The following is a 14,049-nucleotide window of genomic DNA, read 5'->3' on the forward strand; positions in this document are numbered from 1 at the left end:
GCCCTGGATGGTGCTGGGCCGGGACACCTTCGCGGGCGACCTCCTGGCCCGCCTCGGGATCCGCAACGTCTACGCCGGGCACCCCGGGCGGTACCCGAAGGTACCGGCGGCGGAGCTCGCGGGGAGCGGCTGCGATCTGGTGGTGCTCCCCGACGAGCCGTACCGCTTCACGGCGGACGACGGCCCGGAGGCCTTCCCCGGCCTGCCCGCCGCGCTCGTCAGCGGCCGCCACCTGACCTGGTACGGGCCCTCGCTGGCCCAGGCCCCCCAGGTCCTGGCGGCGGCCGTGCGGGCGGCGCTGTAGCCGTCTCTCAGGTCGCGGGCAGCAGGCGGCCGGTGAGCAGGCCCCGCAGGGTGTGGACGGCGGCGAGCAGCCAGGCGGTGACCAGGCCGAGGAACAGGGCCGCGGCCAGCCAGGCGAAGGCGTCCAGCCCGGTGTGCCGGGCCAGTCCGGCGGCGCCGGTCACACAGGTGCCCACGGGAAAGGTCAGCGCCCACCAGGTCATCGCGAAGCCCATGCCGTCGCGGGCCGCCCGGACCAGCATCGCGGCCGCGAGGGCCAGCCACAGCAGGGCGAAGCCCATGACGGGGACCCCGTAGACGACGGCGAAGGCGCCGAGCGCCCCGGCGTAGGGGGCGTCGATGGCGCCGGGCGCCACGTCGGCCAGCTGGTTGACGGCGGTGGTGGACTGGCCGAGGGGGCCGAGGACCAGGAACAGGGCGGGGGTCAGCGCCAGGGGCAGGGGGCCGTGGGTGATCAGCCGGCCGAAGACCAGGGGGAGCAGCAGCAGGACCGCGAGCAGGCTGACGCCGAACATCGCGTAGCAGGCCAGCAGCAGGGCCTCCCGGGGCTGCCCGGCGGGCAGGTGGGGGACGAGCAGGGGGCCGACGGCGGCGGACACCATCGGCGCGACCACGGGCAGCAGCCAGACGGGACTGGCCTGGGAGGCCTCGACCTTGTGGCGGACCACCATCAGGTAGGGCACGACGACGGCCATGACCAGCCCGACGACGGTACCGGCGGTGAACAGCACGGCGTCGACGGCGACGGCCGGGCTCTGCCCGATGAGGTCCTTCCCGACGATCAGGGTGCCGGCGCCGACGGCCAGCAGGGCCATCGACAGGCACCCGTAGAAGGGGGCGACGGCGGGGTCGAGGAGGTGGGCGCGGGCCTGGTCGGGGTGGTGGCGCCAGTGCAGGGCGCGGGCGCCCAGCAGGACGGCGAGGGCCACGGCGGACAGCGCCCAGAGGAACGCGCAGACGGCGCGCTGGCCGGGGAGCTGGTACGGGAGGGTCCCGCCGGCGTTCGCGATGATCGCCGTGCCCATGACGGAGGCGTACCAGTTGGGGCCGAGGTCCCGCAGCCGCGGGGCCTTGTGGGCCCGGGGAGCGGCGGGGACGGTGGTTCGGAAGTGCACGGGGGCGGTGGTGGCCATGGGTCCAGCGTCCCGTCGGCCGGGGCCGTACGGCAGAGGCCGCACGTCTATAAGGCCATAAACTGATGTTATGGGTAACGAGGAGACGGTTCCGCTCGCACACCGCGTGCCGGACCTGGGCGCGCTGGAGCTGCTGCTCACGGTGGCGCGGGTCGGCAGCCTGAGCGGCGCCGCGCGACGGCTGGGCATCACGCAGCCGGCGGCGAGCAGCCGGATCCGGGCGATGGAGACCCGGCTGGGGGTCGCCCTGGTGGACCGCTCCCCGCGCGGCTCGACGCTGACGGCCGAGGGCGCGCTGGTCACGGACTGGGCCCGGCGGGTGGTGGAGGCCGCCGAGGCCTTCGACGCGGGCGCGCAGGCGCTGCGCGGGCGGCGGGACTCGCGGCTGCGGGTGGCGGCCAGTATGACCATCGCCGAGTACCTGCTGCCCGGGTGGCTGATCGCCCTGCGGGGGGAGCGGCCGGGGACGGCAGTCTCGCTGCACGCGGGGAACTCGGCGGACGTGGCCCAGCGGGTGCTCGCGCACGAGGCCGACCTGGGGTTCGTGGAGGGGCTGACGGTCCCGGACGGGCTGGACTCGGCCGTCATCGCGCAGGACCGCCTGGTGGTGGCGGTGGCCCCGACGCACCCGTGGGCGCGGCGCTCGAAGGGGGTGGAGCCGGCGGAGCTGGCGGCGGCGCCGCTGATCCTGCGGGAGCGGGGATCGGGGACGCGGCAGGTGCTGGACGCGGCGCTGGCCGGGTCCGGGGGGCTGGCGCAGCCGCTGCTGGAGCTCGCCTCGACCACTGCCGTCAAGGCGGCGGCGCTCAGCGGGGCGGGGCCGTGCGTGCTGTCGGAACTCGCGCTGGTGGAGGAGCTGGCCGCGCGCCGGCTGGTATCGGTGCCCGTGCCGGGGGCCGCCCTGGCCCGCGCCCTGCGCGCCGTCTGGCCCACGGGCACCCGCCCGGCGGGGCCGGCCCGCGACCTGCTGTCGCTGACCCGACGGTAACGCTCCCCGCCGTGCGGGTGACGCGGAATCGATTCGGCGCGCGGCGGCGGTGACGTGGGCCGGGCCGGTCGGGAAGTTGGCTCCCGCACCTTTGGTTGCCTTCCCGAGAGGATCCCCATGCGACTCCGCCGCGCCTCCATCGCCGCCCTCGGCGCCTTCACCCTCCTGCTGGCCGTCCCGCAGTCCGCCTCCGCCGCGATCGGCGAGTTCCAGTACAGCTACGTCGGCCTGGACGGAAAGACGCACATCCGCGCCCTGATCGACCCCGAGAGCCGTGAGTGCATCACCCTCCCCGAGGTCGCCGACCCCAACGCCAGCGAGCCCGCGTTCTCCCCGCGCAACCGGACCAACGCCACGGCCACGGTGTTCACCGAAGCCGAGTGCGAGGGTGACTTCTTCTCCCTGCGCCCGATCACGGGCTACGGCACCAGCAAGCTGAAGCTCCGCTCGGTCGTCTTCAGCTGATCCGGGGCCGGGCGTGGCCCGGGTCAGGTGCCGGCCTGGAGCGCCTTCGTCAGGAGGACGCCCGCCACGATCAGGGCCACTCCCAGCCACCACACCCCGCCGTCGAAGACCAGCACCGCGATCCCGACCGGTACCAGCAGCCCCGCCAGCGGCAGCAGCAGGGACGCCGGGCCCGGTCCGGGCTCGCCGCGGGCACGGGCCCGGACGACGTCCGGGTACCAGGCGGTGAACCGCAGGGCGGCGACGATGGCCAGGACCGGGACGATCCAGGCCGTCCAGATGTTGTCCGGCTCGTGCAACACCAGGTCCCCGAAGCCGCCCGCGAGGGCCGACACCAGGAAGGCCAGCCCCCACACCCCGGTGATCATGTAATTGGTGCGGAGGAAGGCGGGAGAGTGCCACACCGAGGGGTCGGTCCGCTCCCGGGCGTACTGGAGGGTGAACGGCATCCGGAACGCCATCGAGCCGAAGGCGATCGCCGTCAGGGTCAGGCTCGCCACCTCGCCCGCGTACGTTTCCAGCCAGCGCAGCGTACCGTCGTCCGCCAGGGCGCCGATGACGGCGAGCGCGGCGAAGAACACCACGTCGGCCAGCTCCAACAGCTTCCAGGAGCTGCCCCGGTGCACCACCCGGCCCGCCACGACGAGGGCGACGGTGAGGCCCAGGGCGATCCCGACCGCGATCTCGAACCGTCCCGGGCCGGCCAGCAGAGAGAAGACGATCCACGGGGCCATCCCGACGACCGGGTTCTCCAGGAACCGGGCGACCGGGCCGGTCGCCGTTCCGTTGGCTTCGGTCCGCACCCTCCCAGCGTGCGCCCCATGTGCCCGGAGGGCCATTCGTGCCCGCGGGCCACGCGCGGGGACGCCCCGCGTGGCCCGCGCCGCGTCAGGAGACCGGTACCGCCCGCAGGGCGGCGGCCGCCTCGATGAAGGAGGCCATCACCCGGGTGTCCTTGTCCCGTTCGGGGTGCCACTGAACGCCCACGACCCAGTTCGACCGGTCGGGGTCCTCGATGGCCTCGACCGTGCCGTCCTGCGCGTACGCCGAGACGACCAGACCCCGGCCGAGGCGGTCCACCGCCTGGTGGTGGTACGTCGGGACGTCAGCGACCTCCGGGACCAGCTCCGCGTACCGGGTGCCCGCCACCGGGGTGACGGGGTGCCAGGAGGTGACGCCCGGGGTGTGGACGTGGCCGTCGATGTGCTGGATGAGGGTGCCGCCGAGGGCCACGTTCAGCGCCTGCATGCCCCGGCAGATGCCGAGGAGGGGGAGACCGCCCGTCAGGGCGGCCTGGATCAGCGCCAGTTCCCACTCGTCGCGCACGGTGGCGGGGGCGCCCGTACGGGGGTCGCGCGGGGCCCCGTAGCGGACCGGGTCCACGTCCGGGCCGCCGGAGACGATGAGCCCGTCCAGCCGTCCCAGCACCTCCGCCGCCCGGTCCGTGTCGTCCGGGGGCAGCAGGACGGCCGCGCCGCCCGCCGCCTGGACCAGTTCGTAGTAGCCGGACGGGACGAGCGACGTGGGAAGGTCCCATGCCCCGTAGCGGGTGGACTCCTCCACGTAGGTGGTGATGCCGATGAGCGGCCTGGGCACGGTGTTACCTCCAGGGTGGTGCCGGGAGCAGGGTGCGGGATCAGGATTTCAGTCGCGGGTCAACTCCGCCTCGGCTTCCGCCAGCGCCGCGAACTCTTCCTCGGGTGCGGAGGCCACCAGACGGTGGCGGCTGTAGAAGGCGAAGTAGGCGAGGGCGACGGCGTACACGGCGAGGGCGATGAGGGCCGCGTCGATGTCCACCAGGAAGGTGGCGACCAGGGCCGAAAGGGCGAGGACGAAGGCCACGGACGAGGTCAGGACCCCTCCGGGGGTGCGGTACGGGCGCTCCAGTCCGGGTTCGCGGCGGCGCAGCACGATGTGGGAGAGGGCCATCAGGGCGTAGGAGATGGTCGCCCCGAACACGGCGATGTTCAGCATCCGCGCCCCGTTGCCGGTGGCCGCCGCGAGGGCGAAACCGATCGCGCCGGGAATCACCAGTCCGAGGTACGGGGCCTTGCGCTTGGAGGTCAGTGACAGGAAGCGCGGGAGGTAGCCGGCCCGGGAGAGGGCGAACAGCTGGCGGGAGCCGGCGTAGATGAGGGAGAAGAAGGAGGCGACCAGGCCCGCCAGGCCCGCGTAGTTGACGAAGCGGCTGAGGGCGGTGGGGCCGCCGTCCCCCTCCAGGGCCACGACCAGGGGGTTCCCGGCGGACTTCACGGCGTCGGCGCCCTGGGCGCCGGTGGCGGCGAAGAAGGTGACCAGGGCGAGCAGGGCGAGGATGCCCATGGAGATGGCCAGCGCCCTCGGCATGGAGCGGACCGGGTCCTTGGCCTCCTCCGCCGCGAGCGGCACGCCCTCGACGCCGAGGAAGAACCACATGCCGAAGGGGAACGCGGCCCAGATGCCGAGGACGCCGAAGGGCAGCCAGGAGTTGGAGCCGAACGCGCCGGGGTCCACGGGGACGTTGTCGAGCGAGCCCGCGTCGAAGTCCGTGAGGGCGCCGACGGCGAAGATCAGCAGGGCGGCGACGGCGACGGCGGTGACGACGAGGCTGAAGCGCAGGGCCTCGCCCACGCCCCACAGGTGGACGCCGATGAAGAGGACGAAGCAGCCGAGGTAGACCGGCCAGCTGGAGGTCAGGCCGAACAGGCCCAGGGATTCGACGTAGTCGCCGATGAAGATGACGATCGCCGCCGGGGCGAGCACGTACTCGATGAGGATGGCGGTTCCGGTGAGGAAGCCGCCCCAGGGGCCCAGCGCGCGGCGGGCGAAGCCGTAGCCGCCGCCCGCCGTCGGGAGGATGGTGGACAGTTCGGCGAGGGAGAAGACCAGGCAGGCGTACATGGCGCCCATGAGCACCGTGGCCACGGCCAGGCCGCCGAAACCGCCCTTGGACAGACCCACGTTCCAGCCGGAGAAGTCCCCGGAGACGACGTACGCGACGCCGAGTCCGGTCAGCAGCAGCCAGCCGGCGCTGCCGCGGCGCAGGGTCCGCCGCTGGAGGTACTCCGCGTCGGTGTCCCCGACGGCTGGTGATGCGGGCGCGGTGGAAAGGTCTTCGGCCATGTGCGCTCCTGCCCGGGGGAAAAGGTTTCGCTGCGTACCTTTGCGTCAAGGGCAGGGAGCGCGCAAGACCCCTGCGTAAAACGGAGGTAACGAGAACCTCACCCGCCTCAGGCCAGGAACCCGCGCAGCAGGGCCGCCGTACCGCAGCAGTGCTCGCGCATCACCGCCCGCGCCGCCTCCGCGTCCCGCTCCAGCACCGCCTCCACCAGGGCGCTGTGCTGCTGCTGGGAGTGCTCCAGGTTGCGCACCAGCAGCGGGATGCAGTCCAGCAGGTCGTTGACCCGGGCCCGGACGGCCGCGTACTGGGCCGTCAGGCTGGCGGATCCGGCCAGTTCGCAGAGCGTCAGGTGGAAGAGGGTGTCCTGGCGGCGGTACTCGGCGAGCGGGGCGTCGTGGGTGGCGGCGAGCGCGCCCAGCAGCCGCTCTGCGCCCTCCTCGGAGAGGCCCTGCGAGGCGCACAGGCCGGCCGCCCCCACCTCCAGGACCTCGCGGAAGCGCAGCACGTCCTCGATGTCCACCCCCGCCACGCGCCGCCGCAGCTCCTCCTCGGCCCCGCCGGCCGGGGTGTCGGGGCGGGCCAGCACGAACGTGCCCCCGTACCGGCCGCGCCGGGCCTCGACCAGGCCCTGGTCCTGCAGCACCTTCAGCACCTCGCGCAGGGTGACCCGGCTGATCCCCATCCGCTCCGCCAACTCCCGCTCCGGCGGCAGCCGTTCCCCGCCCGGCACCAGGCCCAGCCGGACGACCTGGAGGATCTGTTCGAGCGCCTCCTCGAAACCGTTGCCCGCCCGGACCTGCCGCAGCACCGGATTGAGCCGCGCGATCGCGCCCCCGTCGCCCGCCGTGTCGGTCATCTTGGCTCCTCCCCTTCCCAAGCAATGGTTCTGTTCAATACCTTAGGCCTCCTCGGCTCACCGAAGGAGAGATCCCCGTGGTAGACCGCAAGCCGCCGCTCGCGCCCGAGGAGCTCCGTGCCCTCGTCGCCAGCGGTGAGATCGACACCGTCGTCCTGGCCTTCCCCGACATGCAGGGACGACTCCAGGGCAAGCGGTTCGCCGCACAGTTCTTCCTGGACGAGGTCCTCGACCACGGCACCGAGGGCTGCAACTACCTCCTCGCCGTCGACACCGAGATGAACACCGTCGACGGCTACGAGATGTCCTCCTGGGACCGGGGATACGGCGACTTCGCCATGCACCCCGACCTCGCCACCCTCCGCCGCATCCCCTGGAACCCCGGCAGCGCCTTCGTCCTCGCGGACCTCGCCTGGCACGACGGCACGCCCGTCGTCGCCGCTCCCCGCCAGATCCTGCGCCGCCAGCTGGAGCGCCTCGCCGAACAGGGCTACACCGCCATGGTCGGCACCGAGCTGGAGTTCATGGTCTTCCAGGACACCTACGAACAGGCCTGGAACGCCGACTACCGCGCCCTGACCCCCGCCAACCAGTACAACATCGACTACTCCGTCCTCGGCACCGGCCGCATCGAACCCCTGCTGCGCCGGATCCGCAACGAGATGCAGGCCGCCGGCCTGACCGTCGAATCCGCCAAGGGCGAGTGCAACCTCGGCCAGCACGAGATCGCCTTCCGCTACGACGAGGCGCTCACCACCTGCGACCAGCACTCCGTCTACAAGACCGGGGCCAAGGAGATCGCCTCCCAGGAAGGCGTCTCGCTCACCTTCATGGCCAAGTTCGACGAGCGCGAGGGCAACTCCTGTCACATCCACCTCTCGCTCACCGACACCGACGGACACAACGCCATGGCCGGAGACGGCCCGGGCGGCATGTCCCCGCTGATGCGGCACTTCCTGGCCGGCCAGCTGGCCGCGCTGCGCGACTTCTCCCTTCTCTACGCCCCCAACATCAACTCGTACAAGCGTTTCCGCCCGGGATCCTTCGCGCCCACCGCCGTCGCCTGGGGCGTCGACAACCGCACCTGCGCCCTGCGCGTGGTCGGCCACGGCCGCTCCATGCGCTTCGAGAACCGCCTCCCCGGCGGCGACGTCAACCCCTACCTCGCCGTCGCCGGCCTGATCGCGGCCGGACTCTACGGCGTCGAGAACCGCCTCGAACTCCCCGAGGCCTGCGCCGGCAACGCCTACACCGCCGACTTCGCCCACGTCCCCACCACCCTGCGCGAGGCCGCCGAACTCTGGGAGAACAGCGAGATCGCCAAGGCCGCCTTCGGCCCGGAGGTCGTCGCCCACTACCGCAACATGGCCCGCGTCGAACTCGACGCCTACGACTCCGCCGTCACCGACTGGGAACGCCGCCGCTCCTTCGAACGCCTCTGACCCGCCCCGGTCCGCACCGCACCCACCCAGAAAGGCACCACGTGTCCGAAGCGCTGGACCCCTCCCACCTGAGGGTGCTCAACCCGGCCACCGAGGAACTCGTCGCCACCGTCCCGGCCGCCACACGGGACGACGTCGGCAGAGCCGTCGCACGCGCCACCACCGCCCAGCGCGGCTGGGCCGCCGCCGCCCCCGCCGACCGGGCCCGGATCCTGCGCCGCTTCGCCGCGGTCGTCGACGGACACCTCGAGGAACTGGCCCGCCTGGAGGTCCGCGAAGCCGGCCACACCCTCGGCAACGCCCGCTGGGAAGCCGGCAACGTCCGCGACCTGCTGGACTTCGCCGCCGGGGGAGTCGAGCGGCTCTCCGGACGCCAGATCCCCGTCGCGGGAGGCATCGACGTCACCTTCCTCGAACCCCTCGGCGTCATCGGCGTGATCGCACCCTGGAACTTCCCCATGCCGATCGCCGCCTGGGGCCTGGCACCCGCCCTGGCCGCCGGCAACGCCGTCATCCTCAAGCCCGCCGAGACCACCCCCCTCACCGCCCTGCGCCTCGCCGAGCTCGCCCTCGAAGCCGGGATCCCCGAACACCTCTTCCAGGTGCTCCCCGGCCACGGAGCGGTCACCGGCGACGCCCTGGTCGAACACCCCGGAATCGCGAAGATCGTCTTCACCGGCTCCACCCGCACCGGCAAGCAGATCATGTCCAAGTGCGCCGACCGGGTGAAGCGCGTCACCCTCGAACTCGGCGGCAAGAGCCCCAACATCGTCTTTGCCGACGCCGACCTCGAAACCGCGGCCGCCGCCGCCCCCATGGCCTACCTCGACAACACCGGCCAGGACTGCTGCGCCCGTACCCGCATCCTCGTCCAGCGCTCCGTCTACGACCGCTTCCTCGACCTCGTCACCCCCGCCCTCACCTCCGTGGTCGTCGGCGATCCCCTCGACGAGAAGACCCAGATGGGCCCCCTCATCTCCGCCGCCCAGCTGGAGCGCGTCCGCGCCTACGTCACCGACGACCTCAAGGCGGTCCGCGGCACCGCCCCCGAGGGCCCCGGCTTCTGGTACCCGCCGACCCTGGTCACGGACGTCGACCCCACCGCGCCCGTGGCCGCCGAGGAGGTCTTCGGACCCGTCGCCGTCCTCCTCCCCTTCGAGGACGAGGAGGACGCCGTACGCCTCGCCAACGCCACCGAGTACGGCCTCTCCGGCTCCCTCTGGACCCGCGACGTCGGCCGCGCCCTGCGCGTCTCCCGCGCCGTCCAGGCCGGCAACCTCTCCGTCAACTCCCACAGCAGCGTCCGCTACTGGACCCCCTTCGGCGGATACAAGCAGTCCGGACTCGGCCGCGAGCTCGGACCCGACGCCCTCACCGCATTCACCGAGACCAAGAACGTCTTCATCAGCACGGAGGCCTGAACCCCATGACCGACCGCACCGAAGAGATCGTCTGCCGCCGCCTGGTCGGCCGCACCGCCGTCATCACCGGAGCCGGCAGCGGCATCGGCCTCGCCACCGCCCGCCGCCTGGCCTCCGAAGGCGCCAACGTCGTCTGCGCCGACATCGACCCCCTCGCCGGCAAGGCCGCCGCCGAGGAGGTCGGCGGCACCTTCGTCCAGGTCGACGTCACCGACAAGGAGCAGGTCGACGCCCTCTTCAAGACGGCCTTCGACACCTACGGCTCCGTCGACATCGCCTTCAACAACGCCGGCATCTCGCCCCCGGACGACGACTCCATCCTCACCACCGAGCTCGACGCCTGGCGCCGCGTCCAGGACGTCAACCTCACCTCCGTCTACCTCTGCTGCAAGGCCGCCCTCCCCTACATGCAGCGCCAGGGCCGCGGCTCCATCATCAACACCGCCTCCTTCGTCGCCATCATGGGCGCCGCCACCTCCCAGATCTCCTACACCGCCTCCAAGGGCGGCGTCCTGGCCATGTCCCGCGAACTCGGCGTCCAGTTCGCCCGCGAGGGCATCCGCGTCAACGCCCTCTGCCCGGGACCCGTCAACACCCCGCTGCTCCAGGAGCTGTTCGCCAAGGACCCCGAGCGGGCCGCCCGCCGCCTGGTCCACATCCCGCTCGGCCGCTTCGCCGAGCCCACCGAGATCGCCGCCGCCGTCGCCTTCCTCGCCAGCGACGACTCCTCCTTCATCAACGCCACCGACTTCCTGGTCGACGGCGGCATCTCGGGCGCGTACGTGACGCCCCTGTAGGCGGCTCCGCCGACGGGCCCCGTAGGCACCCAACGTTCACCTGGGCACCACCCCCACGACAGCCGGGCGTCGCACGACGCCCGGCTGTCGTGCCCTACCGTCCCTGACGATCTTGAACGAGAACCAGGAGCGACCACCCCCGTGACCCGACCCAGCACCCGCCGCCGGCTCCAGGCAGCCGGCGCCGCCGCCGCGATGGCCGCCGCGACCCTGACCGCGGCCGCCCCCGCCCAGGCCACCGCACACCCCGCCTGCGCCACGCCCGAGCTCGCCGCGGGCTGGTACGGGGACAACCGGGCCCGCCTCCAGCAGCTCATCGACCAGTACGGCAGGTGCAACCCCTACCGCCCCAGCCGCGACAAGCCCGTCGCCGTCTTCGACTGGGACAACACCGTCGTCAAGAACGACGTCGGCGACGCCACCATGTTCTGGCTCCTGCGCAACGGCAAGATCCGCCGCCCCGCCGACTGGAAGACCACCAGCCGCTACCTCACCCCCGCCGCGGCCCAGGCCCTCGCCACCGCCTGCGACCCCCTCGCCCTCCCCGGCACCCCCCTGCCCACCGGCACCCCCGAGGGCGCGGCCTGCGCCGACGAAGTGGCCGCCGTCTACGGCACCTCCGCCACCCGCACCGGCGCCACCGCCTTCGCCGGCTGGGACCGCCGCACCATCGAACCCGCCTACGCCTGGCTGACCCAGCTCCTCCAGGGCTGGACCCCGGGCCAGGTCCGGGCCTTCGCCGCCGCCGCCCGCACCGAGAACCTCGCCGCCCCCATCGGCACCAAGCAGCAGGTCGGCACCACCACCGCCACCGGCTGGGTCCGCTACTACGACCAGCAGCGCGACCTCATCAAGAACCTCCAGGCGGCCGGCTTCGACGTCTGGATCAGCTCCGCCTCCCCCCAGCCCGTCGTCGAGGTCTGGGCCCGGGGCGTCGGCGTCACCGCCGACCACGTCATCGGCATCCGCAACACCACCCGCGACGGGAAGCTGACCACCCACCTCCAGGGCTGCGGATCCGTCGCCGACGGCGCCGACTCGATGATCACCTACGTGGACGGCAAGCGCTGCTGGATCAACAAGGAGGTCTTCGGCGTCCGCGGCGCGGCCGCCGAGAAGGTCCAGCCCGCCGCCCGCCGCCAGGTCTTCGCCGCCGGCGACTCCGACACCGACGTCACCTTCCTGCGCGACGCCACAGCCCTGCGCCTGGTGCTCAACCGCAACAAGAACGAACTGATGTGCCGCGCCTACGACAACAGCGACGGCAAGTGGATCGTGAACCCGATGTTCATCGAACCGAAGAAGCAGAAGACGACCCCCTACCCCTGCTCCACCACCGGCTACACCGGCCACGACGGCACCCCGGCCCCCGTCCGCCGGGCCGACACCAGCGTCATCCCCGACCAGACGGACACCGTGTTCTAGAGGAAGGTCCGCCCCTCGCCCCGATAGGTCGGGACGGACGCCGTGACCCGGTCGCCCTCCACCAGGTGCAGGGTGTCGAACCGCTCGCACAGCTCCCCGGCCTTCGCGTGCCGGAACCAGACCCGGTCGCCGATCAGCAGGTCGTCGGCCGGGCTCCCCAGCAGCGGGGTCTGCACCTCGCCCGCCCCCTCCTGCGGGTCGTAACGCAGCCCCGCGGGCAGGTACGGCACCGGGAGCCGGTCGGCCCCCGCCGCCCCCGACGCCGGATAACCGCCGCCCAGCACGGTCACCACCCCCACCCCCGGCCGCCGCACCACCGGCTGCGCGAACAGCGCCGCCGGACGCCCCCGGAACGAGGTGTAGTTGTCGAACAGCCGTGGCACGTACAGCCCCGAACCGGCCGCGACCTCCGTCACCGCCTCCTCGGCGGCCGTCTCCGCCACGCTCCCCGTACCGCCGCCGTTGACGAACTCCAGGTCCGGCACCACCGACCGCACGGCCCGCACCACCTCGCCCCGCCGCGCCGCCAGCTCCCTGCGGGCCGCGCCCTGCATCAGCCGGATCATCCGCGAGCGCACCGGACGCCCGGCCACCGCGTCACCGACCCCGGCCACGTGCCCCTCGTACGCCATCAGCCCCACCACCCGGAACCCCGGCCGCGAGGCCACCGCCCGCGCCAGCTCCGCCAGTTGGCCCGGCTCGCGCAGCGGCGAGCGCCGCGCCCCGACCCGTACCCGGCCGCCGAACAGCCGCAAGGAGGTGTCCAGTTCCAGACAGACCCGGATCTCCTCGGCCCCGCCGGCCCGCGACCGCTCGATCAGGTCCAGCTGCGCGGGATCGTCGACCATCACCGTGACGGCGGCGGCCAGTTTCGGGTCCCCGGCCAGCTCCCCGAACGCGGCCCGGTCCGCCGACGGATAGGCCAGCAGCACGTCCTCGAACCCGGAGCGCGCCAGCCACAGCGACTCGGCCAGCGTGTACGACATGATCCCCGCGAACCCCGGCCGGGCCAGGACCCGTTCGAGGAGCGCCCGGCACCGCACGGACTTGCTGGCGACCCGGACCGGCTTCCCGCCCGCCCTGCGCACCAGATCGTCGGCGTTCGCGTCGAAGGCGTCCAGGTCCACGATGGCCAGGGGCGCGTCGAGACGCGCGGTCGCCCGGTCGTACCGGGCCCGGTCCGAAGTCATGGGCGGCAGCTTGCCAGACCGCCGTACCCGCGGGTAGGGGTCGCGCCCCACCCGGCGCCGGTCCGGCGGACCCGGCGGCCCCGTAGAGTACGGGCAGGCAGCCGTACGGAACGGGGGGCGGAGCCGCCGCATGACCACGACGACACCGCGGACCGAGGTCCTGGACGAGCCCTGGCAGCAGCCGCCGCCGGCCCCCCTGCCCCGCCGCCACCCGGCCCGCGTCACCGCCGCCGTCCTCTGCGCCCTGCTCGGCTCCGCGCTCCTCGCCGGAGGCGCCGCCACCACCTGGAGCCGGTACCGCGCCGACCACCGGCCGCTGCCCCCCGACGCCGCCTACCGCAAGGCCGCCGCCCTCTGGCACACCGCCCCCGCGGACGGCCTCCTGCCCCCCGTACTGGAGGACCGCGAGGCCGGCCCCGGCGGCGCCGGCCGCACCTGGACCCGGATCGCCCTCGCCCCCGACGCCGACTGCGCCGCCGCCCTCCCCGCCGACTGGCTGGCCGCGCTCACCCCGACCGGCTGCACCCGCGTGCTCCGCGCCACCTACACGGACTCCACCCGCAGCACCCTGATCACCGTCGGCCTCGTCTTCACCCCCGCCGACTCCAAGACCATGGACGGGCTCCGCGGCCGCCTCCCGGCCCCGCCCGCCTACGAGTACGCCGACTCCCGCCGGGCCGCCTGGACGGCCGGGGTCGTCGCCGAGGCCCCCGCCGTGGTCTACGCCGTCTCCGCCTTCGCAGACGGCCGCACCATGGACGCCCCGGTGGACGCCCCGGTCCCGGCCGAGGAGGGCGCCCGCCAGGGCGCCACCGGCACCATCGCCGAAGCGGGCCTGGGCCACGAGGCCAAGGCCCCCGCGGTCCGCGTCGAACGCACCCTCGGCACCCTCGCGGCGCCCCGCCCCACCGAGACCGCACAGGCCGCCG

General features: G+C 73.5%; 14 protein-coding genes. 8 read left to right on the top strand and 6 right to left on the bottom strand.

Features of this window, described 5'->3' with window-relative positions; translation table 11 throughout:
* The coding region (locus tag VR44_RS19420; protein ID WP_045948815.1) for a helical backbone metal receptor at positions 1 to 304 on the top strand (304 nt) is incomplete at its 5' end.
* Positions 305 to 311: 7 nt separating this feature from the next.
* Here VR44_RS19420 and VR44_RS19425 read toward each other — a convergent pair.
* Positions 312 to 1,436, bottom strand: coding sequence for a TDT family transporter (locus VR44_RS19425; protein WP_045948816.1), 1,125 nt, complete (start codon positions 1,434 to 1,436; stop codon positions 312 to 314).
* Positions 1,437 to 1,506: 70 nt separating this feature from the next.
* Here VR44_RS19425 and VR44_RS19430 point away from each other — a divergent pair, with 70 nt between their 5' ends.
* Together VR44_RS19430 and VR44_RS19435 are read left to right on the top strand one after the other, a co-directional pair.
* Positions 1,507 to 2,424: a LysR family transcriptional regulator gene (locus tag VR44_RS19430; protein WP_045948817.1), complete on the top strand. Its 918-nt coding sequence runs from the start codon at positions 1,507 to 1,509 to the stop codon at positions 2,422 to 2,424.
* 117 nt (positions 2,425 to 2,541) lie between these two features.
* A complete protein-coding gene (locus VR44_RS19435) occupies positions 2,542 to 2,889 on the top strand; it encodes a hypothetical protein (protein WP_045948818.1) in 348 nt (115 codons plus the stop codon).
* Positions 2,890 to 2,912: 23 nt separating this feature from the next.
* Here VR44_RS19435 and VR44_RS19440 read toward each other — a convergent pair whose 3' ends face one another.
* The 4 genes from VR44_RS19440 to VR44_RS19455 all read right to left on the bottom strand — a co-directional run bounded on the left by VR44_RS19440 (position 2,913) and on the right by VR44_RS19455 (position 6,845).
* Positions 2,913 to 3,692, bottom strand: a complete 780-nt coding sequence (locus VR44_RS19440) for a hypothetical protein (protein WP_245692008.1) — start codon at positions 3,690 to 3,692, stop codon at positions 2,913 to 2,915.
* An 85-nt stretch (positions 3,693 to 3,777) separates the two neighbouring features.
* Positions 3,778 to 4,485, bottom strand: a complete 708-nt coding sequence (locus VR44_RS19445; RefSeq protein ID WP_045948820.1) for a gamma-glutamyl-gamma-aminobutyrate hydrolase family protein — start codon at positions 4,483 to 4,485, stop codon at positions 3,778 to 3,780.
* Between the two features lie 48 nt (positions 4,486 to 4,533).
* The gene (gene eat / locus VR44_RS19450) at positions 4,534 to 5,991 is read right to left on the bottom strand and encodes an ethanolamine permease (protein ID WP_045948821.1); all 1,458 of its coding nucleotides are present in this window, start codon (positions 5,989 to 5,991) and stop codon (positions 4,534 to 4,536) included.
* A gap of 107 nt (positions 5,992 to 6,098) precedes the next feature.
* Positions 6,099 to 6,845, bottom strand: a complete 747-nt coding sequence (locus VR44_RS19455) for a FadR/GntR family transcriptional regulator (RefSeq protein WP_045948822.1) — start codon at positions 6,843 to 6,845, stop codon at positions 6,099 to 6,101.
* Positions 6,846 to 6,922: 77 nt separating this feature from the next.
* Between VR44_RS19455 and VR44_RS19460 the strand changes: the two genes are divergently transcribed.
* From VR44_RS19460 to VR44_RS19475, 4 genes are all read left to right on the top strand, one after another.
* Complete coding sequence (locus VR44_RS19460; protein ID WP_045948823.1) at positions 6,923 to 8,287, top strand: glutamine synthetase family protein; 1,365 nt, start codon at positions 6,923 to 6,925, stop codon at positions 8,285 to 8,287.
* Positions 8,288 to 8,328: 41 nt separating this feature from the next.
* Positions 8,329 to 9,708 (top strand): aldehyde dehydrogenase family protein, encoded by a 1,380-nt coding sequence (locus VR44_RS19465; RefSeq protein WP_045948824.1) that lies wholly within the window; start codon positions 8,329 to 8,331, stop codon positions 9,706 to 9,708.
* Between the two features lie 5 nt (positions 9,709 to 9,713).
* Positions 9,714 to 10,505, top strand: coding sequence for a 3-oxoacyl-ACP reductase (locus tag VR44_RS19470; RefSeq protein ID WP_045948825.1), 792 nt, complete (start codon positions 9,714 to 9,716; stop codon positions 10,503 to 10,505).
* 141 nt (positions 10,506 to 10,646) lie between these two features.
* Complete coding sequence (locus VR44_RS19475; RefSeq protein ID WP_245692010.1) at positions 10,647 to 11,930, top strand: HAD family hydrolase; 1,284 nt, start codon at positions 10,647 to 10,649, stop codon at positions 11,928 to 11,930.
* Here the strand turns inward: VR44_RS19475 and VR44_RS19480 are convergent.
* Entirely contained in the window at positions 11,927 to 13,120 is a 1,194-nt protein-coding gene (locus VR44_RS19480; RefSeq protein ID WP_045948826.1) for an amino acid deaminase/aldolase, read from the bottom strand. The two genes, VR44_RS19475 and VR44_RS19480, sit on opposite strands and share 4 nt — an antisense overlap.
* A gap of 130 nt (positions 13,121 to 13,250) precedes the next feature.
* Here VR44_RS19480 and VR44_RS48460 point away from each other — a divergent pair.
* A partial coding sequence (locus tag VR44_RS48460) for a hypothetical protein (protein WP_052713712.1) occupies positions 13,251 to 14,049 on the top strand: 799 nt, incomplete at its 3' end.

The sequence above is a fragment of the Streptomyces katrae genome, from assembly GCF_000966975.1.
Lineage (GTDB): Bacteria > Actinomycetota > Actinomycetes > Streptomycetales > Streptomycetaceae > Streptomyces > Streptomyces katrae.